Annotated in this window: 25 protein-coding genes; 11 read left to right on the top strand and 14 right to left on the bottom strand. The window is 40.0% G+C overall.

Annotated features, from left to right (window positions below):
* Positions 1–4 precede the first annotated feature (4 nt).
* The 3 genes from NDQ71_RS03075 to pyrF are packed head-to-tail and all read left to right on the top strand — an operon-like array spanning position 5 to position 2,163.
* The gene (locus NDQ71_RS03075) at positions 5–286 is read left to right on the top strand and encodes a lipopolysaccharide assembly protein LapA domain-containing protein (RefSeq protein ID WP_016707217.1); all 282 of its coding nucleotides are present in this window, start codon (positions 5–7) and stop codon (positions 284–286) included.
* Positions 287–288: 2 nt separating this feature from the next.
* Positions 289–1,425, top strand: coding sequence for a lipopolysaccharide assembly protein LapB (gene lapB, locus NDQ71_RS03070; protein ID WP_064666289.1), 1,137 nt, complete (start codon positions 289–291; stop codon positions 1,423–1,425).
* A 33-nt stretch (positions 1,426–1,458) separates the two neighbouring features.
* The gene (pyrF, locus tag NDQ71_RS03065) at positions 1,459–2,163 is read left to right on the top strand and encodes an orotidine-5'-phosphate decarboxylase (RefSeq protein WP_301562245.1); all 705 of its coding nucleotides are present in this window, start codon (positions 1,459–1,461) and stop codon (positions 2,161–2,163) included.
* 737 nt (positions 2,164–2,900) lie between these two features.
* Here the strand turns inward: pyrF and NDQ71_RS03060 are convergent.
* The 4 genes from NDQ71_RS03060 to NDQ71_RS03045 all read right to left on the bottom strand — a co-directional run bounded on the left by NDQ71_RS03060 (position 2,901) and on the right by NDQ71_RS03045 (position 7,000).
* The gene (locus NDQ71_RS03060) at positions 2,901–4,064 is read right to left on the bottom strand and encodes a toll/interleukin-1 receptor domain-containing protein (protein ID WP_301562244.1); all 1,164 of its coding nucleotides are present in this window, start codon (positions 4,062–4,064) and stop codon (positions 2,901–2,903) included.
* Positions 4,065–4,066: 2 nt separating this feature from the next.
* Positions 4,067–4,513: a hypothetical protein gene (locus NDQ71_RS03055; protein WP_301562243.1), complete on the bottom strand. Its 447-nt coding sequence runs from the start codon at positions 4,511–4,513 to the stop codon at positions 4,067–4,069.
* A 325-nt stretch (positions 4,514–4,838) separates the two neighbouring features.
* The gene (locus NDQ71_RS03050; RefSeq protein ID WP_192541931.1) at positions 4,839–5,669 is read right to left on the bottom strand and encodes a S1-like domain-containing RNA-binding protein; all 831 of its coding nucleotides are present in this window, start codon (positions 5,667–5,669) and stop codon (positions 4,839–4,841) included.
* A gap of 2 nt (positions 5,670–5,671) precedes the next feature.
* The gene (locus NDQ71_RS03045; RefSeq protein WP_301562242.1) at positions 5,672–7,000 is read right to left on the bottom strand and encodes a DEAD/DEAH box helicase; all 1,329 of its coding nucleotides are present in this window, start codon (positions 6,998–7,000) and stop codon (positions 5,672–5,674) included.
* A gap of 200 nt (positions 7,001–7,200) precedes the next feature.
* On the opposite strand from NDQ71_RS03045, the gene NDQ71_RS03040 reads away from it, so the two are divergent.
* On the top strand, positions 7,201–8,208 hold the full coding sequence (locus tag NDQ71_RS03040; RefSeq protein ID WP_301562241.1) for a rhodanese-related sulfurtransferase: 1,008 nt from the start codon (positions 7,201–7,203) through the stop codon (positions 8,206–8,208).
* A gap of 71 nt (positions 8,209–8,279) precedes the next feature.
* Here NDQ71_RS03040 and NDQ71_RS03035 read toward each other — a convergent pair whose 3' ends face one another.
* From NDQ71_RS03035 to NDQ71_RS03010, 6 genes are all read right to left on the bottom strand, one after another.
* The gene (locus tag NDQ71_RS03035; RefSeq protein ID WP_301562240.1) at positions 8,280–9,113 is read right to left on the bottom strand and encodes a UDP-2,3-diacylglucosamine diphosphatase; all 834 of its coding nucleotides are present in this window, start codon (positions 9,111–9,113) and stop codon (positions 8,280–8,282) included.
* A 136-nt stretch (positions 9,114–9,249) separates the two neighbouring features.
* Positions 9,250–10,974, bottom strand: a complete 1,725-nt coding sequence (locus tag NDQ71_RS03030; RefSeq protein ID WP_192542631.1) for a proline--tRNA ligase — start codon at positions 10,972–10,974, stop codon at positions 9,250–9,252.
* Positions 10,975–11,064: 90 nt separating this feature from the next.
* Positions 11,065–11,769, bottom strand: a complete 705-nt coding sequence (gene tsaA / locus NDQ71_RS03025; protein WP_192542632.1) for a tRNA (N6-threonylcarbamoyladenosine(37)-N6)-methyltransferase TrmO — start codon at positions 11,767–11,769, stop codon at positions 11,065–11,067.
* Between the two features lie 110 nt (positions 11,770–11,879).
* A complete protein-coding gene (locus tag NDQ71_RS03020; protein ID WP_064666277.1) occupies positions 11,880–12,452 on the bottom strand; it encodes an outer membrane beta-barrel protein in 573 nt (190 codons plus the stop codon).
* A 234-nt stretch (positions 12,453–12,686) separates the two neighbouring features.
* A complete protein-coding gene (locus NDQ71_RS03015) occupies positions 12,687–13,157 on the bottom strand; it encodes an acyl-CoA thioesterase (RefSeq protein WP_064666339.1) in 471 nt (156 codons plus the stop codon).
* 98 nt (positions 13,158–13,255) lie between these two features.
* Complete coding sequence (locus NDQ71_RS03010) at positions 13,256–14,902, bottom strand: electron transfer flavoprotein-ubiquinone oxidoreductase (protein WP_192542633.1); 1,647 nt, start codon at positions 14,900–14,902, stop codon at positions 13,256–13,258.
* Between the two features lie 196 nt (positions 14,903–15,098).
* On the opposite strand from NDQ71_RS03010, the gene NDQ71_RS03005 reads away from it, so the two are divergent.
* The 6 genes from NDQ71_RS03005 (at position 15,099) to NDQ71_RS02980 (ending at position 19,903) form a co-directional block, all read left to right on the top strand.
* Positions 15,099–15,848 carry an electron transfer flavoprotein subunit beta/FixA family protein gene (locus NDQ71_RS03005; protein ID WP_064666275.1) on the top strand — a complete coding sequence of 250 codons (750 nt, stop codon included), beginning with the start codon at positions 15,099–15,101 and terminating at the stop codon, positions 15,846–15,848.
* Complete coding sequence (locus tag NDQ71_RS03000; protein ID WP_192542634.1) at positions 15,849–16,775, top strand: electron transfer flavoprotein subunit alpha/FixB family protein; 927 nt, start codon at positions 15,849–15,851, stop codon at positions 16,773–16,775.
* Between the two features lie 224 nt (positions 16,776–16,999).
* Positions 17,000–18,823, top strand: a complete 1,824-nt coding sequence (locus tag NDQ71_RS02995) for a serine/threonine protein kinase (protein ID WP_301562239.1) — start codon at positions 17,000–17,002, stop codon at positions 18,821–18,823.
* Positions 18,824–18,852: 29 nt separating this feature from the next.
* On the top strand, positions 18,853–19,308 hold the full coding sequence (locus NDQ71_RS02990; protein ID WP_301562238.1) for a DUF3859 domain-containing protein: 456 nt from the start codon (positions 18,853–18,855) through the stop codon (positions 19,306–19,308).
* A gap of 23 nt (positions 19,309–19,331) precedes the next feature.
* Complete coding sequence (locus NDQ71_RS02985; RefSeq protein WP_301562237.1) at positions 19,332–19,610, top strand: type II toxin-antitoxin system RelE/ParE family toxin; 279 nt, start codon at positions 19,332–19,334, stop codon at positions 19,608–19,610.
* Entirely contained in the window at positions 19,610–19,903 is a 294-nt protein-coding gene (locus NDQ71_RS02980; protein WP_301562236.1) for a HigA family addiction module antitoxin, read from the top strand. The genes NDQ71_RS02985 and NDQ71_RS02980 overlap by 1 nt, the downstream gene beginning before the upstream one ends.
* Positions 19,904–20,010: 107 nt before the next feature.
* Here the strand turns inward: NDQ71_RS02980 and NDQ71_RS02975 are convergent, their stop codons facing one another.
* Both NDQ71_RS02975 and NDQ71_RS02970 read right to left on the bottom strand, forming a co-directional pair.
* Positions 20,011–21,057, bottom strand: a complete 1,047-nt coding sequence (locus NDQ71_RS02975) for a methionine synthase (RefSeq protein WP_301562235.1) — start codon at positions 21,055–21,057, stop codon at positions 20,011–20,013.
* Between the two features lie 53 nt (positions 21,058–21,110).
* On the bottom strand, positions 21,111–22,085 hold the full coding sequence (locus tag NDQ71_RS02970) for a DUF1852 domain-containing protein (protein ID WP_301562234.1): 975 nt from the start codon (positions 22,083–22,085) through the stop codon (positions 21,111–21,113).
* 561 nt (positions 22,086–22,646) lie between these two features.
* Here NDQ71_RS02970 and NDQ71_RS02965 point away from each other — a divergent pair.
* Positions 22,647–23,456: a sulfite exporter TauE/SafE family protein gene (locus NDQ71_RS02965; protein WP_301562233.1), complete on the top strand. Its 810-nt coding sequence runs from the start codon at positions 22,647–22,649 to the stop codon at positions 23,454–23,456.
* A 122-nt stretch (positions 23,457–23,578) separates the two neighbouring features.
* On the opposite strand, the gene NDQ71_RS02960 is transcribed toward NDQ71_RS02965, so the two are convergent.
* The gene (locus tag NDQ71_RS02960; RefSeq protein WP_301562232.1) at positions 23,579–24,940 is read right to left on the bottom strand and encodes a methyl-accepting chemotaxis protein; all 1,362 of its coding nucleotides are present in this window, start codon (positions 24,938–24,940) and stop codon (positions 23,579–23,581) included.
* Positions 24,941–25,065: 125 nt separating this feature from the next.
* Positions 25,066–25,701: a hypothetical protein gene (locus NDQ71_RS02955; protein WP_301562231.1), complete on the bottom strand. Its 636-nt coding sequence runs from the start codon at positions 25,699–25,701 to the stop codon at positions 25,066–25,068.
* Positions 25,702–25,991: the final 290 nt, after the last annotated feature.

Here is a 25,991-nt window from a genome sequence, read left to right as displayed (position 1 = left end):
TTACTTGTTTAGGGTATTAAAAATTATCCTGGTAGCAATATGCTTAATTTTTGCATTTGTACTTGGTTCGCAAAATCCACAGTTAGTGCAAATAAATTATATTATTGCCAGCAATACTTTACCCCTCGCAATGATAATAAGTATCTGCTTTGCTTTAGGTGTCGCAATTGGTTGTTTTATTAGCTTTAAATTGTTTTCGCAATTGAAGTGGCAAAACTATCGGTTGAAGAAAAAGTTAGCGCCTGAAAAAGATAATAATAAGCTTGTTGCTAATAAAGACACCTAACTATGATTGAGCTTTTGTTTTTACTTTTACCTGTTGCGGCTGGTTATGGCTGGATCATGGGTAAAAATAGCGCTAAAAACCAAGCTCATCAACTTAATCGTCAGATCACTTCTGAATACAGTAAAGGCTTAAAGTTTTTACTTGATAGAGAAGAAGACCAAGGCCTTGAACACCTTATTAATTTGCTTGAAGTTGCAGCAGATTCTGTCGAGCATTATTCTACACTCGCAACGATGTTTCGCCGCCGCGGTGAATTAGATCGCGCAATAAAAATCCACGAATTACTCCTTAAACACCCAAGCCTTAATGAGCAACAAGCTGCGACTAGCCGCCTTGAACTTGCTGAAGATTATATTATGGCTGGGCTACTTGATGGCGCAGAAGAACATCTTGTTTGGTTAGTTAAAGCAAATCATAGTGATGCATTAGAGCCGATACTTAATCTATATTCACAAACGCGTGAATGGGAAAAAGGTATCAATATGTTTGAAGCACACAGCGATTTATTTTCTAAACCGCAACACTTCAAAGCCATAGCTAACTTTTATTGTGAAGCGGCATTAATCGAAAATGATCCGCAAATTATGCGCAAAGCTATTAGCCTCAATCAAAAAGCAATTAGACCCTTATATGAGCTTGGAAAATCAGCATTTGCAAAAGAAGATTATGTAAAAGCGATTTATTATTGGCGAGAGCTGATCTGCAACTTCACTTTTTTTGCGCCATTATTTATTGACGATCTAGCTCATAGTTACGAGCAATTAAATTTAACTCACCAATTTCATGAATTACTGCTGCAATTGCTTGATAAAGGCGGTGTACTAATAAAAATAAAACACTGTAAAGCATTACTTGAGCAAGGGCACACCGAACAAGCAATCAAATTTTTAACTGATAGTTTAAAACGCCAGCCGACTATTCGCGGCTTTAGTTTTTTATTACAGCTATTAGCAAAACAAAATAATGATATTAAAGAAGTGTTAGATCAAATAGATAAATTGGTAACCTCTTATATTGCAACAAAGCCAGATTTTCAGTGCCAACACTGTGGTTTTACTAGCCATACCATTTATTGGGTTTGCCCGTCGTGTAAACATTGGGAAACCATAGTCCCAAGCCGTGGCTTAGACGGTTTTTAATTTTACTTATATTCAATTCGTTTTAGGAAAGTTATGTCTCTCGAACAATCAAAAAAAGTTCTTATAGCCCTTGATTATGATGATCAGCAAACAGCATTAAATTTTGTTAAACAACTTTCTCCTGATACTTGCCGTTTAAAAGTAGGTAAAGAAATGTTTACCTACTTTGGCCCTGCGTTTGTTAAAGAGCTGATTGATTTAGGCTTTGACGTATTCTTAGATCTTAAATTTCATGATATTCCAAATACGGTTGCCAAAGCGGTTACCGCAGCTGCCAAAATGGGTGTTTGGATGGTTAATGTTCATGCCAGTGGCGGTGTTGAAATGATGACCAAAGCCAAACAGGCACTTGAGCAATTTGGTGATAAAGCGCCATTACTAATTGCAGTCACTGTACTTACGAGTATGGATGCCGCAGAGCTAACTCGTTTAGGGGTTGATAAAACCCCAGAGCAGCAGGTTATTTATTTAGCAAAACTTGCCAAAGAGTCAGGCCTTGACGGGGTAGTGTGCTCAGCGCAAGAAGCGAAAAAATTAAAAGCGGAACTTGGCGCAGGCTTTAAACTAGTGACGCCAGGTATTCGCCCTGCGGGAAGTGATGCAGGCGATCAAAAACGTATTATGACACCAAAGCAAGCGATTGATGATGGCAGTGACTATTTAGTTATTGGCCGCCCAATTACCCAATCAGCAGACCCAGTTGCGGTTCTTAAAGAAATTAATGACTCGATAAAATAAACAAGCGTTATTTTTAACTATTACTAATACAAAGAGCAAAGTATTTACTTTGCTCTTTTTGTTTCTGGGTATACAAACTTAATAAGTTGGCGATGAATAGGCTAGAATTTGGAATTTGGCAGTTGCAGATGGTCGGCAAGAGCCTGTAGAACAACTTGATTTTAATTTATTTTTATTGGTGGTTTAACCATGCCAATACTAAGCGCTAAGTTTCCCCTCATTTACTTCTCATTCCCTTCTCTTTGTGCAAAAAAACTTAGTAAATTATTCACAAAGAGGTTAAGAGGCGCTGCGCTTAAGAGTAATACAGATTCCAGACCCAAAGTATTTGCGCGCCTAAGGACACTATTACCTAATAGCCAACGCCTATCAGCTAACGGTGGATTTAGATCATCGGATCCGCCATAGGATAAGAATGTGCTACTGGTGACAATGGCGCTATTTATAAGGTACAGCAAGCACTAAAGTACGCAGTTTAATGAAACAGTGTGTAAGTGAACGACTGGCCATAGTATGTGGTATCACCAGTACCAAAAGTAGGCGCTTGGAAGCGAAGGCCCTTGTAGAAGCTCAAAAACAAAAGGAGTTAACATTGCGCTAGGCAATGACTATTTAGCGTCACAAGGTTTAGCGTCATTGAAAGATATTTGGATCAATATTCACTACGGGAGATGAACCGCCCACTGCACTTACTATTGATAAAAAGTGCATGATGGGTGGCTGGTGGAGACCTCTGATTATGTGCGTATTTTATTGACTTCGGTATCATCAATTACAATACCGTTATTAATATAATATTTCACCTGTTTAAAAATATCGCTATCGTTGGTGAAGTTTAAACTATATATTGGCTTTCCGATTGATGATGCATGATCAATTTCCAATGATATCCAAGGTGATGAAAATGAACTGTCAGCATTCACGGAATTTTTTGTTTGCAGAAAAACAATACACCTTGATTGTGCAATTCGTTTTTTTAAAACTATTTTGGTGTAATCACTTACTAGATTTCGCTTCAAAAAATCATTATCGCTCGTCCAGTCGCAGTATACACTTAAACCATGATTATTAAGGCACGACTTCAGCTGTCTTACTAAGTCAGAGTCTTTATAACTATGCGAGATGAAGACATGGAACTTCTTTTTACTTTGTATAGTATTTGACTCTAATCTTTGGTACAAATCTTCTGGAGAAACAATAAATTGATCTGTCTCTGAATTATATGATTTTACTTTACCCTTAAAGTTTTTTCTAAGCCTAACTGAAGCCCCAAGTTTTAAAAGATGCTCAAATGCCATCCTCCTAACCTGGTTGTTTCTTTCACTATCGTTTAGTTTCTGAAAAAATTCTATGACTTTAGAAGTGTGATATTTTTTCAACTCATTAAATATTTCTACTTTTCCTTGAATTGTTATTCCTTTTTTATGGTAAGCAGATAAAAATGCGTCAATATATAGCGGTTCTACTGTCTGTAGATCCTTATTTATAGATAACATTTTATCCTCATGCGCCTTTACTTTATTATTTGCTTTATTTAGCAGTGATTGATATGCCAATTGAGCATTTTTCTCGTTGAATGTTTTCTTATGTTTTGCACGTTGATCAGGTGAAACCATATGCTTAACTTTAAGTAACTTGAAGAAAAAAACATCAGGCTTATCATGATAGTATCTTTTTTTCTTACCAACTTTAGTTAGAAACTTGTCCTGACTTTCATATTTTTCATACCTTTTGTTTAAGCTATCCCACATTAGTGGGAATAATTCTTTAAATAACTTTAACAATAAATACTTATTATATTCAGCAGGTAATGCTTCAGAGATTAAATTCAGAGGTCGTGTAAATGAATTTTGTACTTTCCTCGTCTCTGATTCGTACTTTCGTTTTACAATACCCGCCATAATCAACCAATTGCTATTGTTTTAGTTATATAAATCATAAACACTAATGGAATATAAAAGCCCCAAACTGAAATTGACTTCATTGCATCAATCTGATGTTTTGACATATTCTCCTGTGGCTTGATTGCATATAAATCAGAACTAATTAATGACTTACTATGTAGTTTTTCTACGAATTTATTGTAAGTTTTTATAAAATCCTTTTCTAACGCCAAGTAATATGCATCTAAACAGGCAAATATTACCGTAGGTAATAATGCAATCCATGCATAATCTGGTTTTCCTTTATCCGCAACTATTACAAGCACTGCGGAAACCAAGGTAATACACCATGATTTACATGAAGAGCTATTTGATGCCATTCTAAGTATAACATTTTGCAACATTGCTAAATGAGCTTGAACTGAAGGAGATTCTTCAGTCACGCTAATTGGCTGATTTTCTAACATTTTTCACCCTCCTGAATTTGATGTTTGAGAAAAGCACATAACATCTTATCGAACATCATTTTGGTGTTTTATAACACAACAAAACGGCGTTTAATAATGTTATCGGGCAAAATTAGGTTCCTACTCAAAGAAGTAGGAATAAATTTAACTTTTTCTGTGTCCGCTTCACGCTCATAGTTGCCATTGGAGCGTATAAAAACAAAAAAGAGCAAAGCTTTCACTTTACTCTTTTCTATATCATTTTAAATTGACCGCTGACCGCTGACCGCTGACCGCTGACCGCTGACCGCTGACCGCTGACCGCTGACCGCTGACCGCTGACCGCTTACTTAAGCCTAATAGCCTTAGCTTCAATATCAATTAACCCTTGCTTAAACAAACCGCCAATGGCTTTTTTGTAGTTTGCTTTGCTGGTCGAGAACACTTTTTTGATAAGTTCAGGCTCTGATTTATCGCCAATGGCGAGCACGCCACCTTCTTGTTTTAACTTATCCATGATCTTTTCGCCAAGCTCGCTTACTTTAGCCATACCTGGTTTTTCTAGGATAACGTCAATCTTACCGTCTTCACGTACTTTTTGAACATAACCTGTTAAACGTTGGCCTACAAACATGTTTTTAAATACCATGTTATAGAAGATCACCCCAAAGTGAGCTTCTTCAATAATAACTTTGTAACCTATGTCTGTTTTTCCTGCCACAATAAGTTGCACTTCTTGTAGTGGTGCATACGCAGGCTCTGTCTTATTTAGAAAGCGATTAAAGTTATTAGATGCACAAATACGGCCGCTGGCATTATCTAAATACAAACGCACGAGGTAAGAATAACCTTCCTGCATTCTTGGTTTTTGTTCGTTGAATGGGGCAAGTACGTCTTTTTCAAGACCCCAATCTAAGAAAGCACCAATGCTATTGATTTCTTTAACACGTAGTAGGGCGTATTCACCCACTTGAGCTAACGGCTTTTTCGTTGTCGCAGTGGCGAGATTAGCGTTATCTAAAAAGATAAACACACTAACGCTATCACCTGCCTCAAGTTCATGTTTAATTTCATGACTTGGTAGAAAAACTTCGCCTAGCTCATGACCGTCGAGGTACGCGCCTTCGTTACTTACTTCGTTTACAAATAAGGTTTGGGTAGTTCCGAGGTAACTCATTTTTATTCCTGTTCTGGCTTTTTACGGCGGCGCATCGGCGCATCGCCATCAATGTTTAACGGCGCTTTTATCGGTGCTTGAGGTTGCTTTGGCTTCACTTTACGTTTACTGAGCGATTTAGCTTTAGGCTTGGCTTTATGCTGCGCAGTTGCTTTTATTGCGTCTGGTTTTACTTCTCGCAATCCTTTAAATTTGCCAGTTAAGCCAGCTACTGTATGAAATTCAAGTTCATCATTTAAAAAGGATTTAATCGCTTTATAGCTTGGCCAATCTTTAGGGCCTACTAAAGAAATAGCAGTCCCTTTAAAGCCCGCGCGACCAGTACGACCGATACGGTGCACGTATTCTTCAGCATGTTTTGGTAAATCAAAATTGATCACATGAGTTACGCTTAATAAATCAAGGCCACGGGAAGCAACATCTGTGGTGATTAAAATTTTAAAGTTTTCGCGGCTAAAGGCATCCATAATGTCTAGACGCTTACTTTGCGTTAAATCACCCGCTAGCGCCTGTGCTTTTAAGCCTTTACTAATTAACAGTTCACTTAAACGCGTGGTATCAGAGCGAGTGGCAGTAAAGATAATGCATTGACCTACGTCATGTTGTTTTACAAAGTGCTCGAGCAAGGCTTCTTTATGATCTAAGTGATCTGCTAAATATAAACTTTGCTTAATGTCTGAATGCTGCTCGTTCGCGGCGCTGAGCATAATCTGCTTAGGTTTTTTTAATAAATTGCGAGATAGCGCATCAACTTGAGCATGATCTAGGGTGGCAGAAAATAACAGAGTCTGGCGTAAGCGGTGATCAGCCAACTCATTAATCATTTTAAGTTGTTCGGTAAAACCTAAATCTAAAATACGATCGGCTTCATCAAAAATTAATAGCTCTAAGCCACTTAACTGTAAAGAGCGCTGGGTTAAGTGATCGGCTAAACGCCCTGGTGTGGCAATAACAAAATATGGATCATTACGCAGCGCTTTAATTTGGTCGTTAAAGTTTTCACCACCGAGGATTTTAACGGCTTTGATATTGGTACCGGCAATAAGCAATCTAAGTTGAGTGAAAACTTGGGTAGCAAGCTCTCGCGTTGGAGCAACAATTAATACACGAGGATCACGTTTACTGAGGGCCTTTTGTTTCATTACTCGTTGAACTGCGGGTAATAAAAACGCTAACGTTTTACCTGAGCCGGTTTTAGACTGAGCGAAAATATCGTGGCCTGCAAGGGCAGTAGGCACAGCATGAGCTTGAATATCAGTGGGCTGAGTGATGCCTTGATGCGCAAGCTGTGTTTCAAGGCGAGTATCAATCCCAAGATCAGTAAAGTGCAAAGTGTGTTTCTCCAAATTGAGCAAGTCGTTGGCAATTTGCCAAAAATATTGCACCTATTATAGCGTAGTAGGGTGTTGTGCTAACAGTAAAAACCAATCAATAGCTGCTTTTTTTGCATTTAATTTGAAAAAGCGTAAAATACGTGCCCCAATGCGCCGGATTTACGATTCGGTTTTGAAAAAGCAAAATAGGAATACCCATGACAGCCATTCATAAAGATAATGTCACCAGTGCGCACTTTGTTGTGTGTGCTTTATATAAATTTGTCGCTTTACCTGAGTTTGAAGCACTGCGCCAACCACTACTTGATGTAATGGAAGCCAATGAAGTACGTGGTACTTTGCTGATCGCTGCAGAAGGCATTAACGGCACCGTTGCCGCTAAACGTGAAGGCATTGACAATTTATTAGCGTGGCTTGATAAGCAACCAAACTTAGACAATATCGTTTCTAAAGAATCATACGATGATGAGTGCCCGTTTTACCGTACTAAAGTAAAACTAAAAAAAGAAATTGTCACTATGGGGGTTGAAGGCGTTGACCCGTTAAAAGTGGTTGGCAGCTACGTAAAACCAAAAGATTGGAATGCGCTTATTTCAGATCCTGAGGTTATTTTAGTTGATACCCGTAACGATTATGAAATCGAAATTGGTACTTTTCAAAACGCGGTAGACCCAAATACTAAAACCTTTCGTGAATTCCCGCAGTGGGCGAAAGAGAACCTTGATCCGAGTAAACACAAAAAAGTAGCTATGTTTTGCACCGGTGGTATTCGCTGTGAAAAGTCGACGGCCTATATGAAAGAGCAAGGTTTTGAAGATGTGTACCATCTTGAAGGCGGCATTTTAAAATACTTAGAAGAAGTGCCAAAAGAAGAAACCATGTGGGAAGGTGAGTGCTTTGTATTTGATAACCGCGTAGCGGTAGATCACGATTTACAAAAAGGCTCATACGATCAATGTCATGCGTGTCGTATGCCAATCACTGAAGACGAAAAACTAAAAGCTGAGTACATGGAAGGCGTTTCGTGCCATCACTGTATTGATGATGTGACCGACGAGCAAAGAGAACGATTTGCTGAGCGCCAAAAGCAAATTGAATTAGCTCAAGCTCGCGGTGAAGGCCATATTGGTAACGAAGCACAAGCTGTTTTACAAAAACGCAAAGAAGCCAAAAAAGCACAAAAAGACGCACAGCGTAAAAAGTAATTAGCGTTATTACACTAGTTTTATAAAAAAGCCTCAGCATTGTCTGGGGCTTTTTGTTTTAGGGGGGCAACTTAAGCTGCCGATTTTGTTTTGCCTGATGTTGTTAGTGTATCAAGCGAGGCAATATCTGCAGAGTTAATAACTTTTTGAGTTTCTGACCAATGGAGTAACTCAATTCGGCCATTTTCTTGCTCAACTAACGCAGTGCAATTTTCTATCCAATCACCATCGTTACAATAAACAATGCCATCAACAACTTTTAATTGCGGATGGTGAATATGTCCACAGATTATGCCGTCAACGCCTTGCTTTTTTGCTTCATGAATTGCGGCATTCTCAAATGCTTCTATGGCTTCTCGGGCTTTGTGAACACGCGCTTTGATCCACGATGCTAGCGACCAATAATTTCCGCCATATAAACGCCGTATGCGGTTAGTCCAGCGATTTAAAAAGAGCAACAAGTCATAACCGGCATCACCCGCAATACTTATTAACTTGTTATATCGGGTTGCGGAATCAAAATCATCCCCATGAACGAGCAGAAATCGTTTATTGGCTTTGGTGGTGTGAATAAATTGCTGGTGAACTTCTATGCCAAATAAGCTGTTATTGACGTATTGCCGAAATGTTTCATCATGGTTGCCTGGAATATAAATTACGCGCGTTCCTTGCTCGGCTTTAGCTTGAATACAGGCTAATACTTGATAGTGACTGGCGTGCCAATAGAAGTTTCGCTTCATCGACCATAAATCAATAATATCGCCGACTAAATAGAGGGTTTCACAGTCAATACTATTTAAAAAATCGAGCAGGTAATCAGCTCTACAATCTTTATAACCTAAGTGAACATCTGAAATCCAAACGGCGGGATAGTGCTGTTTTTCGCTACTCGTTGCTTTATTCATGGCATTTACTCGCGGTGTAATAAGGTAAATGCTAAGTAGCTTAGATGACAGTACCAAGACGTTTTCGCTAAACATCTATGACAGAACCTAAAAAACCGCCGAAGCGGTTTTTTAGAGTAACTAAATATGCGTGTCTTTAAGCGTTTAGCAACGCCTTAATAGTCGTGATTGCGCTATCAAGATCAAGCATATGCTTTTCACCAGTACGACGGTTTTTAAGCTCAACTTTGTTTTCGTCAAGGTTGCGCTCGCCAATCACTAAGGTAAATGGCACACCAAGTAATTCCATGTCGTTAAACATCACACCTGGACGCTCTTTACGATCGTCAAATAACACGTCTAAACCAGCAGCTTTCAAACCATCATAAAGGTTATTTGCGATATCAGGGATACGGTGTGACTTATGCATATTCATTGGCACAATAGCGATATCGAATGGTGCAATTGGTTGTGGCCAAATAATGCCGTATTGATCATTATTTTGCTCAATAGCAGCCGCTACAATACGTGATACACCAATACCATAGCAACCCATGGTCATAATTTGGTTTTTGCCTGACTCACTCAGTACACCGGCTTTCATCGCTTCTGAGTATTTAGTACCGAGTTGGAATATATGGCCTACTTCAATACCACGTTTAATTTGTAAGTTACCTTGGCCACATGGGCTAGGATCACCTTCAACAATGTTACGTAAATCGGCAACTTCATAGCCTGTTACGTCGCGATCCCAGTTAATACCACTGTAATGTTCGTTGTCTTTGTTTGCACCTGCTACAAAGTCAGCCATCACGTTAGCAGTTCTATCAACAATTATTGGCATAGTTAAACCAACAGGACCTAATGAACCCGGTTTTGCACCAATAGCAGCAACGATGTCTGCTTCGCTGGCCATTTCAAGTGGTGAGTCAACTAATGGGTGTTTCTCAGCTTTTAATTCGTTTAGTTCGTGATCGCCACGAACAATTAACGCAACTAGGCCTCGTTTACCATTTTCGTCTGGCGTACCGTATACAATCAGGGTTTTTACGCCGCGATGTGGTTTAACACCATAATGCTTTTTAAGCTCTTCGATGGTTTTAGCGTCAGGCGTTGGAAATGCTTTTAATTCTTTTGCAGCAGCAGGGCGCTCTTCGCTAGGCGCTAATGCTTCAGCTTTTTCAATATTTGCTGCGTAATCGCTACCATCACTAAAGGCAATGGCATCTTCACCAGATTCGGCTAAAACGTGGAACTCATGCGATACGCTACCACCAATTGAACCTGTATCAGCAATAACTGGGCGGTAATCCAAGTTTAAACGCTCAAAAATATTGCAGTAAGCTTTGTGCATAACTTGATAGGTTGCGTCTAAACACTCTTCAGTAAGGTGGAATGAGTAGGCATCTTTCATGGTAAATTCGCGTGCACGCATCACACCAAAGCGAGGGCGGCGTTCATCACGTACTTTAGTTTGTACTTGGTACAATGTAAGTGGTAGCTGTTTATAAGAGCTGACTTCTTTACGAACAAAATCGGTGATCACTTCTTCATGGGTTGGACCTAGTGCAAACTCGCGATTGTGACGATCGGTAAAGCGCATTAACTCAGGACCAAATTGTTCCCAACGACCTGATTCTTGCCATAAGTCAGCAGGTTGAATAACAGGCATCAGCATTTCAATTGCGCCTGTTTTATCCATTTCTTCACGAACGATGTTTTCTACTTTTCTTAACACGCGTAAACCAGAGGGCAACCAAGTGTACAAACCTGACGCTACACGACGGATCATACCCGCTCGTAGCATTAATTGATGTGAAACGATTTCAGCATCAGACGGTGTTTCTTTCAGTGTTGCGAGTATATATTGACTGGTACGCATGGTTAATTCCGATAGTTATAAAGTTTTTATTTCGATAGGCGCTAAGTTTAGCAGCGGTTGCTTTTACACTAAAGCGCTAAGTGTGTTTTTCTAGTTTTTTTCTATACTGCTGACGTAGTTATGGTCGTCATTTACCTGCCAACGAATATTAAAATCGTATAATGTCATACCATAACTTTGCTCACCGTGTTGCTGTTTTTTATAAGCAGGGCGTGGATCTTGTTTTAGTACATTACTGATAAAGTCTTGCAGCTCTGGATAGCTATGTTGTTTGGCAATAAAATCCAAGCTCGCTTGGCTAAATTCAACGCTCATATCTGTTTCTGGACGAGTATCGGCAAAGCCCGCACTCGCATCGAGCATCGCATCCGAATAAGGTAAATAAGGCTTAATATCTAAAATGGGTGTGCCGTCGAGTAAATCAATGCCCGCAAGTAGTAAACTTAATTGGCCATTTTTATATTCAATGCCTTCAAGTTTTACTGCGCTCATGCCAATGGCATTTGGCCTAAAAGTCGCACGTGTAGCAAATACCCCTTTTCGTTCGTTGCCCCCGAGACGCGGTGGCCTAACCATTGCTGAGTAGCCTTTATCTGCGGTTTCATGAAAACGAAAAAGTAACCAAATATGGCTGAATTCATCCAAGCCACGTACAAACTCTTCACGATTAAAATCTGCAGTGAATACCAATTTTGCTTTGGCTTGCGGCACTAAGCGAGGTTGACGGGGAATCGCAAACTTTTGTTTATAAGGAGAGTGAATATGGCCGATGGCCGTTAGTTGATAATCGCTCATGGGACTCAAATACAGTGAAAGATGCGATATTCTAACCGTTAACAACAAAAAAGGCAGCTTGAAGCTGCCTTTAACTGTTAAATAACCTGTAACGTAGCAATAAGAAATACCTAGAACATATATTGGAATGATACTGAAGCGACATCCATCTCAGGATCAAAGTCATCTTCTAACTCGTAACGCTCATACTCTAAACGCACCTGCATGTTAGTGGTAAATGCATACTCGATACCTGCACCATAGAATACATCACCGCCACTTTGGTCCGCTGATATCTCGCCAATGGCTGGAAGATCGCTAGATACTTCTGCATCCCATTCAAACCAACCCCCTTTAGCATAAACCGAAAAACTTTCAGTGATAGGGGCAGCTAAACGTGCTGCTAATGACACGCCATCTACTTCTGCGTAGCTGTCAATGTCGCTCACTTCATCAAAGTTTTGATAGGCGAGCTCTAAACTTAGGTACTTATTGAACTGTGTACCAACATAACCCTTGAGCATTTGTGAGTCATCATCGAAATCGATGTCGTCTTCAGAGTCTTCAAACTGGAATGAGTATTGGCCATAACCAATACCTGTGTAAACACGCGGGTAATCCATGTTTGTGGTGTCTGCTTGTGCCGCATTATTAAAACCAAGTAATGCCAGTGAAATTGCAGAAAGTGAAATTGCTTTAATCATTTAATAGCTCCTTTACAAAATAAAAATAACGCAATTTAGCGTTGGTTTAGTTCATTTCACTTTGTATATTGCACTACGCGTGCCAGTTGTGTTTTGTTTGAATAACATACTGTTAGAGCTATTTTTGGTTATTAATTAGTAAGAATGAGCGCTAAACAAACGCTCATTCAGTTTCACCAGAGAAATGATTTCTCAGTGCTATGTAGATTTTACGCAGCGAGCAGTGCGGGGCAGTTACGGCTCTGTTTTATGCAATAGGGTTTCGGTCTCAATAGCAATTTCTTTCATTTTTATTGCGTAGTTTTCGATTTTTTTATCTTCATCGCTTTGTGCTGTGTATGCCGGTACTGCGACAGGGTAGCCAGTTTCATCCATAGCAATAAAGCTGATCACACAATGATTGGTTTCAACAAGGTTGCCGGTTTTTGGGTCGCCACAGCGTACTTGAATAAAAATTTGCATACTGGTTTTACCTGTATGGGCAATTTTTGCTTCAACTTCAACAATTTGACCAACGAGGATAGGGCGCTGAAATTTAACCCCGGCAACAGATACTGTCACGCAGTAATGACCACTCCAACCTGCAGCGCACGCATAGCCTGCTTGGTCAATCCACTTCATGACCACGCCACCATGGACCTTTCCACCAAAATTAACATCGGTGGGCTCAGCTAAAAAACGAAATATAACACTCGACGACGGCATAAACTTACTCATAGTTATTAAACAGTTATTATTGAGCATAGCGCAAAAAAGGGGCCGAAGCCCCCTGCAATTTAGGATTTGTTTAAAATTAAAAGTAATTACATATTCGGGTAATTAGGTCCACCAGCGCCTTCTGGTGTCAGCCAAGTAATATTTTGGCTTGGATCTTTAATATCGCAGGTTTTACAGTGCACACAGTTTTGCGAGTTGATCACAAACTCATCTTTACCTTCAATCTGCTGAACTTCGTACACGCCTGCTGGGCAATAGCGCTGAGCTGGCTCATCAAACTTAACTAAGTTAACTTCAATTGGAATAGCCGCGTTTTTAAGTTTTAAATGGCACGGTTGTGATTCTTCATGATTAGTATTAGATAAAAACACCGATGACAGCTTATCAAAACTTAATTGCCCATCCGCTTTTGGATAACTAAGTTGTGGTGCTTGGTTTTTATCAACCAAGGTTGCATAGTCTGGGGTGTTGTCTTTAAAGGTGAACGGTAATCCACCGCCGAATAAGTTTTGATCTAGCGTATTGTAAGCGCCACCCAAAAATTTACCGAGTTTATGCATTACAGGGCCAAAATTACGCGATTGATGTAATTCTTTATACGCCCATGATTGTTTAAATGCGTCGCTGTAATCAACCAAGTCAGTATGCTGTTGCTCGTTTGCAAGCGCGGTAAAAATAACCTCAGCAGCAACCATACCTGATTTCATCGCCGTGTGATTACCTTTTATTTTGGCAAAGTTCAGTGTGCCCGCATCACAACCTACCAGCAAACCACCCGGAAAGTGCATTTTTGGTAATGAGTGTAAGCCACCTTTAGTTATCGCCCGAGCGCCATAAGCAATCCGTTCGCCACCTTCAAGTATCTCTTTAAAGATAGGGTGATGTTTCATTTGTTGAAACTCATCAAACGGGCTCAAATGTGGGTTACTGTAATTAAGATCAACAATTAAGCCAACCACAACTTGATTGTTGTCGCTGTGATACATAAAGGAGCCACCGTTGGTATCGCCACTTAATGGCCAACCCGTGCCATGCACAACGGTGCCTTGTTTGTGCTTTGCAGGATCAATTTGCCAAATTTCTTTAAAGCCTAAACCATAGTGTTGCACTGATACGTCTTTATCTAATGCAAATTGATTGATTAATTGTTTACCTAAATGGCCACGGCAACCCTCGGCAAATACAGTATATTTAGCTCGCAGCTCCATACCTGGCATAAAACCATCTTTTTCGTTACCGTCGCTATCAAGGCCCATATCACCGGTGATAATGCCTTTTACTGTGTCATCTTCAATAATCAGTGAGTGTGCGCTAAAGCCTGGGAAAATCTCAACCCCGAGATTTTCTGCTTGCTCTGCCAGCCAACGGCACACGTTACCCATAGACACAATATAATTGCCGTCATTGTGGAATGTTTTAGGCGTAGCAAAATGGGGGATAGCCGTTGCTTTATTTTCGTTATTAAACCAATAAATTTCATCATTAGTTACTTTGGTTGTAACGGGGGCCCCTAATTCTTGCCAATTTGGCAGTAACTCATCAAGTGCAGTGGTTTCAAATACTGCGCCAGATAAAATATGAGCGCCAACCTCAGAGCCTTTTTCAACAACACAGATCATGCACTCTTGATCTTTTTGTTGGGCTTGCTGCGCTAATCTTATCGCGGTAGAAAGCCCTGCAGGGCCTGCACCTACGATTACTACATCAAATTCCATGGTTTCGCGTTCGACCATAATAACCTCTTGTGTGTGACGGAGCCGTACCTTTAACCAAGGTAATTTCATACTTGCAAATGAAACGTTACAGGCTTTGAATAGTTTAAGGTTATTTTAGGTTGACGTTTACGTCAACAGGAAGTAGTCTGAATTCATAAAATAAATAGGTTGACGTACACGTTAGCTTGTAGGTTTAAATAATTATGGAGTTCCTATGAAAGTTCTCGTTCCAATAAAAAGAGTCATCGACTACAACGTGAAAGCACGCGTTAAAGCAGATAACAGCGACGTTGATCTAACTAATGTAAAAATGGCACTTAACCCATTTTGTGAAATTGCCATTGAAGAAGCTATTCGCCTAAAAGAAGCGGGCACTGCAACCGAAGTAGTTGCAGTAACCATAGGCGCTAAAGCGTCACAAGAACAATTACGTACCGCACTGGCTCTAGGCGCAGATAAAGCTATTCATATTGAAACTGACGAAAAGCTAGAATCGCTTCACGTTGCAAAGTTACTTGCCAAGATTGTAGAGCAAGAAAGTCCTGAGCTGGTAATTTTAGGTAAACAGTCAATAGATTCTGACAACAACCAAACAGGGCAAATGCTTGCTGCCTTAACGGGTCGCGGCCAAGGTACATTTGCTTCTAAAGTAGATGTTGCAAATGGCACAGTTAATGTGACCCGTGAAGTGGATGGCGGCTTACAAACTGTAGCGTTAAAACTGCCAGCGGTTGTGACAACCGACTTACGTTTAAATGAACCGCGTTATGCGTCATTACCTAATATTATGAAGGCAAAGCGCAAACCGCTTGAAGTAATTGCAGCAGATAGCTTAGGTGTTGATTTAACACCGCGTACTCAACTTGTTGCAGTACACGAGCCAGCTAAACGCAGTGGCGGTATCATTGTAGACGACGTAGCACAGTTAGTTGATTTGTTAAAAACACAAGCGAAGGTGATTTAAATGAAAACATTAGTTATTGCTGATCATGATAATGGCGTTTTAAAGCCAGAAACATCAAAAACGATTAATGCTGCGCTAAAGCTTGGTTTTCCGGTTAATGTGCTTGTTGCTGGCGAAAGTGTGGCGCCACTGAGTGAAGTGATTGCCAGTATCGAAGGTGTTAATAGTGTACTTATCGCAGATAACAGTGAATATGCTCAGCAACTAGCAGAGAACATTGCGGACTTAGTGGTATCACTTGCTGCTGATTACTCACATATCGTTACCAGTGGCACTACGACAGGTAAAAACTTTATGCCACGGGTGGCTGCATTACTCGATGTTGCACAAATTTCAGAAATTATTGAGGTAGTGGATGCTGATACCTTTAAACGGCCAATCTATGCTGGTAATGCAATCGCAACGGTAAAATCACTCGATAGTAAAAAAGTGATCACAGTACGTGCAAGTAGTTTTGATCTGCAAGGTACACAAGCACCTGCTGAATGTGTCACGATTGATGCGGTATTTAGTAGTGAATTAAGCAGTTTTGTGAGTGTTGAGCAAACTGAATCTGAGCGCCCAGAGTTAACCGCTGCGCAAGTGGTGATCTCGGGTGGTCGTGGTATGCAAAACGGTGAGAACTTCTCATTACTGCATGGCATTGCCGATAAACTCGGTGCTGCCATTGGTGCATCACGCGCTGCTGTTGACGCAGGCTTTGTACCAAACGATATGCAAGTGGGTCAAACAGGTAAAATTGTTGCCCCTAACTTATATATTGCCGTAGGTATTAGTGGTGCAATTCAGCATTTAGCGGGCATGAAAGATTCAAAAGTGATTGTTGCAATCAATAAAGATCCCGACGCGCCGATTTTCCAAGTTGCAGACTATGGCCTTGTTGCAGATTTATTTGATGTGCTGCCAGAGCTTGAACAAGCGCTCTAATTTATAACGATTCTGGTTGTTAAAAGCTGTTGTGATTTGCTTGCAGATCACACAGCTTTTTTTCTTTTTATGGCTTTTTTGCACAAAATATCAGCTCACGCTAAGCTATTGCTGCTAAGGACTAGAAATTTACAGCCAAAAAATGAATAATCAGCGGGTTAACTTGTTACCATCATAAATTGGCTCGAGCCTTAAATTTATTCCTAAAACGTTGAGACCCAGTAGTGAAAACCAAAGAGATCCGCAATTTTTATATCAATGAAGAGCAGTCGGTCTATTTGCTTTCTCACCACGATGCTAAAAAACATCGCCAGTGGCTTAATATCTGTATTAAGCAGCTAACTAATTTAGGCTATCGAGACGTTGAAATGATTGGCTCTGGTGCGTTTGGTTTTGTGTTTGCAGGGCTTGATCATCAAAACTTACCCTGGGTATTTAAATTCTCTCGTATCACCCTTGCACAAAGTGTGCGTGACCGCCTTGAAGATGAAGCATTTATGCTCTCCCAAGTTGATAATCCATTAGTGCCGAAGTTTTATGCGTTTGAGCGGATAAAAAAACAGGGCATTTTAATGATGGCCCGTGCAATGGGTGAAGACTTAGAAAAAATATCGCTCAAAAAAGGCCGATTCAGCGCCGCGACAATCACCGATCTTGCGTTAAAACTCCGTAATGTACTGATTGATTTGCGAAATCATAAAAACGGGTTAAGCCCACAGCCGATTGTGCACGGCGATATTAAACCCTCAAATTTAGTGTGGGATGAAACAGCCAGCGCATTATCGCTGGTGGATTGGGGAAGCTCTGTTTATGCGCAAATGGACAGTGATGCAAACCCAATAGCCAGTAATATAATGGATTTAATGTCCGGTGATTTAAGTACCACCAATGCCCGTATGGGAGATGTGTACTTTATAGGTGACGAGCAAATGTCGGGAGCTAAGTCATCCCCTCGTTTTGATGAGCAAGGAGTGGCATCGACTCTTTATGCGCTTGCCTCCGCGCAATCGTGTCGTTTTGGTGCACAAGTGATCCCCGCAAGCTCACTGGGTTTACCGATGGAACTAGCAAAAGTAATTGACGGCATGTTGTCAAAAGACAAAACCGTCCGTGATGGCGCAGGTGATTACTTTATGCGTAATATGCCAAGTATGGCAAAAGCCTATTTACCGGATCTCAATTTGGCGGAAGATGATAGGGCGCAGATCCCATTTTGGTTTGGTAACGCTGATGAACTTCCTGATACTGTGGTATATAGCTCGCGAAAACAGTTTTTACGTCAAGCCGATCACAATCAGCAATTACTTGATGTAAATGATGCGCAACTTGACCGTTATTATAAAGAATTTTTGTTTGATACCGGTGATACCGAAAAAGCATTTTTAGCTTCAATTAGCCGCTTAGCAAAATACCCCGCAGTGGGGGGCTTAAGTTTTCATTGGAAAGAAGACTCACTGTTTATTGAATCTTCCTTGATAATGCATGACGAAAGTTTAGGCGCTGCGTTTACCCAAGCGATTAATAACACAGTGATGTTGGCTCAAGGGATCAGCCAAAAAGGACTGTTTAAATGTTGCCTATTTGATGCCCGTAAAACGATTCAACTAGAGCGTGATGGCACGGGGGCATTTAAATTTGAACAACTCCCAGAGCTTGATTACGAAGTAATGAACTTAGCCAGCTCAGATGTTACGCGCCCGCATTCATACTTTGAAGATGGTAAAGATCCCGATGAGCAATTACAGCTACCGAAAAAAGTGATCAAGTGTGTATTTGAACTAAACCAAATTCATCATACTGGCTGTATTATTTTTGAAGCCCTGCCGGATAGAATGAAAATTCACCATTACTATCGGCTACTAGATGCCAGTAAAGAAGTTGAATTTAAACGTCTGCTCAATAAACTCATGCAATATGCTGTCAGTATTACCGATGTGGGCGTTGCCGGGTTTATGAAATTACCCTACAAAAACACCCGTGAATTTGGTTTATGTGACCAGCAACCTGAATTATTCTTCCCGAAAGATCCAAAGCGTTATGACGCTTAACGAATAAAGCATTAAAGATAGGAGCAGCAATGGCAAAAAATAAGCCTGAGATCACTTTACAAAGTTATGGTATTTATAGTCATTGGGACTCATCGTCAAAAGAGTTACCACAAATTCAATCGTTTACTAATAAAGTACCCGCTAAACTCGATATTGAATTTGGCTTAATCGTCAATATTAAAAAAGCCAAAGGCGAAAAGCTCCATTACTGTATTTATCACCCTAATATTCCAGATGCCGATGGCGAGGTAATGCCACCCTTTGATGGCTTTGAATACGTTAAAGACAACGACTGGCACTTTTACTTAGGTGATACCTTATGGGCACCCATCAGCAATAAAACCGGCGATTGGCGCATGACCATAGAGCTAAACGGTAAATTGATCGCCGATAAAACATTTACTGTGTTTGAACAAGAAGCAATGTCAGAAATAGAATTTTGCAAAAGCGCGGGTATTGATACTTATTGTATATTTGCGCCATGATGCGCAACACGCTATATCTCCGTATGGTTAAAACATTTAAGCACATAGATCTTAAAAAGTTTTTTGAGACTGGCAGTAAAGCTGGCATTCAAGCGAAGCATGATCGCAAATTAAGAATACAGTTATCTGCTATCGATACTGCAACCATTATTGATGATATTGATTTACCTGGTTTTAAGCTTCATTTGCTTAAGGGTGATAGAGAAGGGATTTGGTCAATTACAGTAAATGGGAACTGGCGAGTTACTTTCGAATTTGTCGATGGTAATGCATACATTTTAAATTACGAGGATTACCATTAATGGCTATGTACAATCCCCCACACCCAGGTGAGTTTATCCATGACGTTTATATGGAACCATTTGGTTATAGTTGCCGCTTTGTTGCTAAACAACTCGATGTTGCTGCTTCAACATTAAATAGAGTGATAAAAGGAAAGGGCGCAATCTCTCCTGAGATGGCATTGCGACTTTCAAAATCACTAGGGCGTACACCGGAAAGTTGGCTAACAATGCAAGATAATTACGATTTATGGCAAGCAAAGCAAAACGTAAATCTAACGAAGGTTCACACCATCAACTTTGCTTTGTCGTAGTGAAGATAATCGGGTAGCAAGGAAGTATCTAGCTTCTTTACTACCCATTATACGCTTAATTATAAGTACAATGTGTCGAATTTAATTAACCCACCAGATTATATATTTTACTTGGCCAAGAGTTCTTTTCGAATGATCTCTGCACCTGCGGTTAACGCGTTCAGCTTGCCTCTTGCAACTGCGCGAGGAAGTGGTGCCATACCACAGTTAGTACAAGGGTAGAGTTTATCGGCATCTACAAATTGCAGTGCTTTACGTAGCGTGTTGGCGACTTCTTCTGGCGTTTCTATGCTGTTGGTTGCAACGTCAATGGCACCTACCATCACTTTTTTACCGCGAATAAGCTCAAGTAATTCCATTGGCACATGCGAGTTATGGCACTCTAATGAGATTATATCGATATTAGATTGCTGCAGTTTAGGAAACGCTTGTTCGTACTGGCGCCATTCTGAGCCTAAGGTTTTTTTCCAATCAGTATTAGCTTTGATACCGTAACCGTAACAAATATGCACGGCTGTTTCGCATTTAAGACCCTCAATGGCTCGCTCTAAACAAGCAATACCCCAATCATTTACTTCATCAAAAAACACATTAAAAGCAGGCTCATCAAATTGGATGATATCAACACCGGCCGCTTCTAACTCTTTGGCTTCTTGATTAAGAATTTTGGCAAATTCCCACGCAAGCTTTTCACGGCTTTTATAATGGTCATCATAAAGCGTATCAATCATGGTCATAGGGCCTGGCAGTGCCCATTTTATTGGCTGTTTAGTTTGGCTGCGTAAAAACTTTGCATCATCGATAAAAACGGGCTTTATACGACTAACAGGGCCAACCACTGTAGGCACACTGGCATCATAGCGATCACGAATTCTCACTGTTTTGCGGTTTTCAAAATCTACGCCATTAAGGTGCTCAATAAAGGTGGTGACAAAGTGTTGGCGGGTTTGCTCACCATCACTAACAATATCAATACCTACGTGTTGTTGCTCTTGTAAAGAGATGCGCAGCGCATCGTGTTTGCCGTCGATTAATTGATCACCTTGTAGCTTCCAAGGTGACCAAAGTGTCTCTGGCTCTGCAAGCCATGTTGGTTTTGGCAAACTGCCCGCAGTTGAAGTCGGTAATAGGGTTTTGTTAATACTAGTTTTCATAATAAGTAATGCCGTCTCTATAATTTAATTTTGGTAGCGATTAAGCAATACGCTTAGGCGTAGCTTGCAGAGAATTGCTCAAGTACCGTTTGATATGGCTTGATAAAGTGTTGCTCTGCAAATTTGCCTTGCTGATTTGCTAATTGGCTTCGCTCTTCACGGTCATAGACAATTTGCGTTAATGAGTGATCCAAGTTCTTTAGGTTTGGCTGATAGCATTTGCCAGCAACCGCATTGGCATTATAAATTTCTGGACGATAGATTTTTTGAAACGTTTCCATCGTACTTATCGTGCTGACTAACTCAAGATGAGTGTAATCATTCAATAAATCGCCAACAAAATAAAATGCAAGCGGTGCAACGCTGTTTGCAGGCATAAAATAGCGAACCTGTAAGCCCATCTTTTTAAAGTACTGTTCAGTTAAAGAGCTTTCATTGGGCTGATATTCAACGCCTAATGCCGGGTGATGATTCTCAGTGCGCTGATAAGTTTTGTTATCTGACACACTTAGGCATATAACAGGCGGCTTGTTAAAGTGCTGCTTATATACATCAGAGTTAATAAAGTATTTAAATAGTTTGCCGTGCAACTCACCAAAATTATCAGGGATACTAAAGCTTGATTTCCCTTTATTATGCGCTTGCAGCAAGATACTAAAATCGTAATCACGCACGTAAGATGAAAAGTTATTACCAACAATTCCTTCAATGCGTTTATTTGTTTGATGATCAATGATATTGGTTTTTAATACTTCAATCGATGGGAAGCTGTCACCACTTCCTGCAATATCCATATCCACAGATACAATTTCAAGCTCAACAGAATAACGGTCGCCTTTAGGGTTATCCCAATGGGCTAGGGCATTAAAGCGATTATCAATCATCTTTAAAGCATTGCGTAAGTTAGCTTGACGATAGCTGCCTCTTGCAAGGTTCGCAAAGTTAGTTGTGATACGGGTACTTTGTGCTGGATGATAATTTTCATCAAGACAAATGCTCTTAATAGTAAATTTAAAGTGTGTATTCATGGTGATCAGGTATCCATATTTGATTTAAAACGTGAGCCTTGCTCAATGTTAGAATTCTTAAGTTGCTCAGCTAATTATTAGCAACTCACTACACAGCTAAGAGATTTCTGCCTAGAGGCGTAATAACAATCTGTATAACGTGTAAGCGTTTAGATATTTATACGTGGATCAGTACATGAAGAAAAACGGTTTAATTTCACCTAAAACATGAACCACATTCATGGTTACTAAAGTTACCTGTACCTGATTATAAATAGTGCGCAATTTTGGCTTAAAACATAAAAATTTAACCTTTTAACTCAAGCCATCTAGCCATCCAGATGTGCGTGTTGTATTTTTTTCATCTAAAACATGAGGATTATTCAGGGCTTATTGCAGGCAATAATATAAAGTGCCGTTAGTTATATTGATATACTCGCTATTGCTATAGTGAGTTAAGAGCATGCTGTTGTAACGCATAGCTAATGGCGTGCTGAGAAGTAAATTTATGAAAGCTCACTTGCAGCCTTAATAACTGCATTCATCTAGGATGATTGCCCCAATAATAAAGAGACGAACGGAATGAATGAATTACTGGTGTTAGTTGTGTACTGTGCATTATTAGGCAGTGGCGTGGGGTTTTTAGCGGGTTTACTAGGCATTGGCGGCGGGTTGGTCATTGTGCCAGTGTTGAGTATTATTTTACTGCATTTTAATGTCTTACCAGAAGAGCACGTGGTTATAGTTGCAATTGCAACCTCATTAGCATCAATATTATTCACCTCAACGTCTTCAGCTATTGCTCATCATAAAAATGGCAATGTACCTTGGGAGTTAGCGCCGTGGGTAATGACGGGTGTTGCACTTGGCGCGCTGATAAGCGGGTTTTTAGCGGCACTACTACCTGAAAAAGTAGTACGAATTGTATTTGCGATTACAGTTGTACTGATTGCCATTAAAATGTTTTTAAGCAGTAAAGGAAATACAGCACAAGAGCGCCCACTTCCAAATAAAGGCTTATTAACTGTCTTGACGACAATCACCGGCGGTGTGTCAGCGATGATAGGGATAGGCGGCGGGGCATTGCTAGTGCCTTTATTAACGTTTTTCTCGGTAAATATGAAAAAAGCCATTGGCTGTGCGTCTGCTTGTGGAATAGTGATAGCCTTATTTGGCTCAGTGGGTTATATCAGCTCAGGTAGTACTGTTTATAAGCTTGCCGATGGTTTCGCTGGGTTTGTCTACCTGCCTGCATTATTCGGTATTATTTGCACATCATGGTTTACCGCCACATTAGGCGCCAAAGCCACCCATTACTTACCGGTTTCTTTGATCAAAAAAATCTTCGCCGCGTTATTACTCGCAACCGCTGTCAAAATGATTATGTATTAATAATACACCTATATTTTATACTCGGTACCAGTTTTGATGATAAAGCTGGTAACGATTGAAGTGTGTCGCTATCAGCCCCCTTACCAAATTTATTACATAGGCAGTAATAAATGCTTTATCATTTAGTTCGTTGTTACTTCAAAGCGTGCAATAAGGTGCTCGAGTTCCGTTGCACTTCTATCTACCGAACTTGTGCCTAAGCGGACCTCATCTAAAGAGCTTTGCAATAGTGAACTGATTTGATTAACTTGACGCGCACTTTGTAATTGTTCGGTACCTTTTAGATTTATATCAGTTAAGGTCGCTAACATATGACTTAACGTTACATTAAGTTGTTTATCATCATGTACTATATCTTGTGTTGATAACATATCTTGTTCAACACTTTGCATACTGGCTTGCATTATCTCTACTGACTGTTTGGCACTGTCTTGAATTTTACTAATCAATTGGCTAATTTCAGTGGTTGCTTCTGCGGTTCTGCCAGCAAGGTTTCGTACTTCATCTGCAACAACAGCAAAACCTCGACCTTGTTCTCCTGCTCGGGCTGCTTCAATGGCGGCATTTAATGCTAGTAAATTTGTTTGATCGGCTACTTGGCTGATCATGCCAACCACAGAGCCGACATTATTCACATGGCTATGTAAGCCGTTAATTGTTTTTGTTGAGCTATCTATTGATGTGTGTATCCCTTGAGTTTGTTGCCTGATGGTTTGAAAACGCTGAACACTTTGTTTTGCTGCGGCTTCTAAATTATCACGAATATCTTCAACTTCATTGGTAGCTCCTTGGATATTTGCAAGCTGAATCTCTAGTCGTTTTAGTAGTTTTTGCGTTTCAGCGAGTACAATGTTGGCATTGTTACTAAATTCATCTTGCTTAGTAACAAGTAAAGTTTTGGCTTCGCGTACTTCTTGCGAGACCTTGATCACTTTACCGACTGTTCTATCTAAGCTGTCTATAAAACTATTTGTCCAGCGGCCTAATTCACCGGTTTCATCATTAGGCAAACGGGTACAGTCTAAGCGTTGTTTTAAGTTTCCACCTCCTTCTGCGATCCCTCTGATCACATCTGTCATTTTTTGCAAGCGAAGCGCTAAGTGGCTAGGTCCACGTTTTGCGAATAATACACTGGATGCAATTAAAGATGCTGCAGCAATACTCAATGAGGTAAACCAGCTAAGTCCGATAACTTCATGGCATAGTGGTGCGATACTGGCGACAATCGCATTAATAATAGTATGCAGAGTAACCAAGCTAAAACTAATAGACCGGCCTCGGTAAACTTCTTCTAAATCGCCTTCACACATCATTCCCCAGTGATCGTGAGAGCCTGGGAGAGTAAAGGTAATGCCTTTACCAATAACAGGGATATGTCGATAATCAGAGTAGCCAGGATAGTTTACAAATAAGTTTTGCCCTTGGCTGATTGTTTCTCGAACGCCAGGGTGTAATTGTTTAGTGGCAGGATCGGTAAAACGCAATTCTAATTCTGTGTGCTCTTTTATTTTTATAACGCCCCAGTTTGTTTTAACCCCATCTTTTAAATTATCACCAAGCGAAAATGTTCGATCTTCAAATCGAGATCGAGAAAGTGCTGTGCCTGATGCTATCGAATTATCAAAGTTTGCTTGACCATAAACAAATAGTTATCACCAGAGTCTTGATAAATATGGCCTGCCTCACGTTGAATTAAATCCCCGATCACATCGTTTGGAATTCGTGCGCATAAACAAATTTTATGGTTATCGGCTAATTCAATAGGCAAGAAAAACATTAAGGTGACAGCATCATGAAATTTAGATGAGCTTGGGCCTAATGATTTAGTTAATGGATCGCTGTATGGGCCATGTAAAAAACGTTCTTTAAACCCCGCAGTAATTGCAGCTCTAGATAAGTTATTTAGTCCAACATGTGCACTATGACTGGATGCTAATACGAGCCCTTGTTCATCAATAGTAAATAATTCTGTAATATCATTAGATTGCTTTAGTTTATTTAATAAAGTCGCACTGTCTAAAATATTCTCAGTTAAGTTAACTTCGTTGGCAATGCTGGATAAAAAATGCCACTGATTATTTGTCCAATCTAGTAGCAGTTCAAGTCGGGTGTTTGCGATGCCTTCAAAGGTATTGCGAATAAATGTTGTTCTATGACGATTTAAATAGCAGGCTATACCTAATGCTATTTTTCCATTACTACCAAAGTAGGGTAACCACGACAGTTCTTTATTACTTAAAAACATCGATACAGACTCACCTATTACTCCTTTATAAATCAGTGCAATAGACGTAAAGCAAGAAGCTGACCATGTATATGAATTAAGTAGAAATTACAGTAAATGATGCTAATACAACAATTACTATCTTATAAATCTGTTATTTATAGATGATTTATAAATTAATTGGTTAAAGTAAAAATACGCTTGCACTATTGTGGTGCTGTGAGTGCATTAATGCACTGTTACAGAGTAAGTGATATGAATGTACGATAGTTTAAAGGAGACTACAGCAAAGCAAAGACAATGAATAACGC

This window comes from Pseudoalteromonas sp. KG3, assembly GCF_030436385.1.
Taxonomy (GTDB): Bacteria; Pseudomonadota; Gammaproteobacteria; order Enterobacterales; family Alteromonadaceae; genus Pseudoalteromonas; species Pseudoalteromonas prydzensis.
Note: the sequence above shows the minus strand (reverse complement) of the source record. Positions and strands in the feature narration are given on the sequence as shown.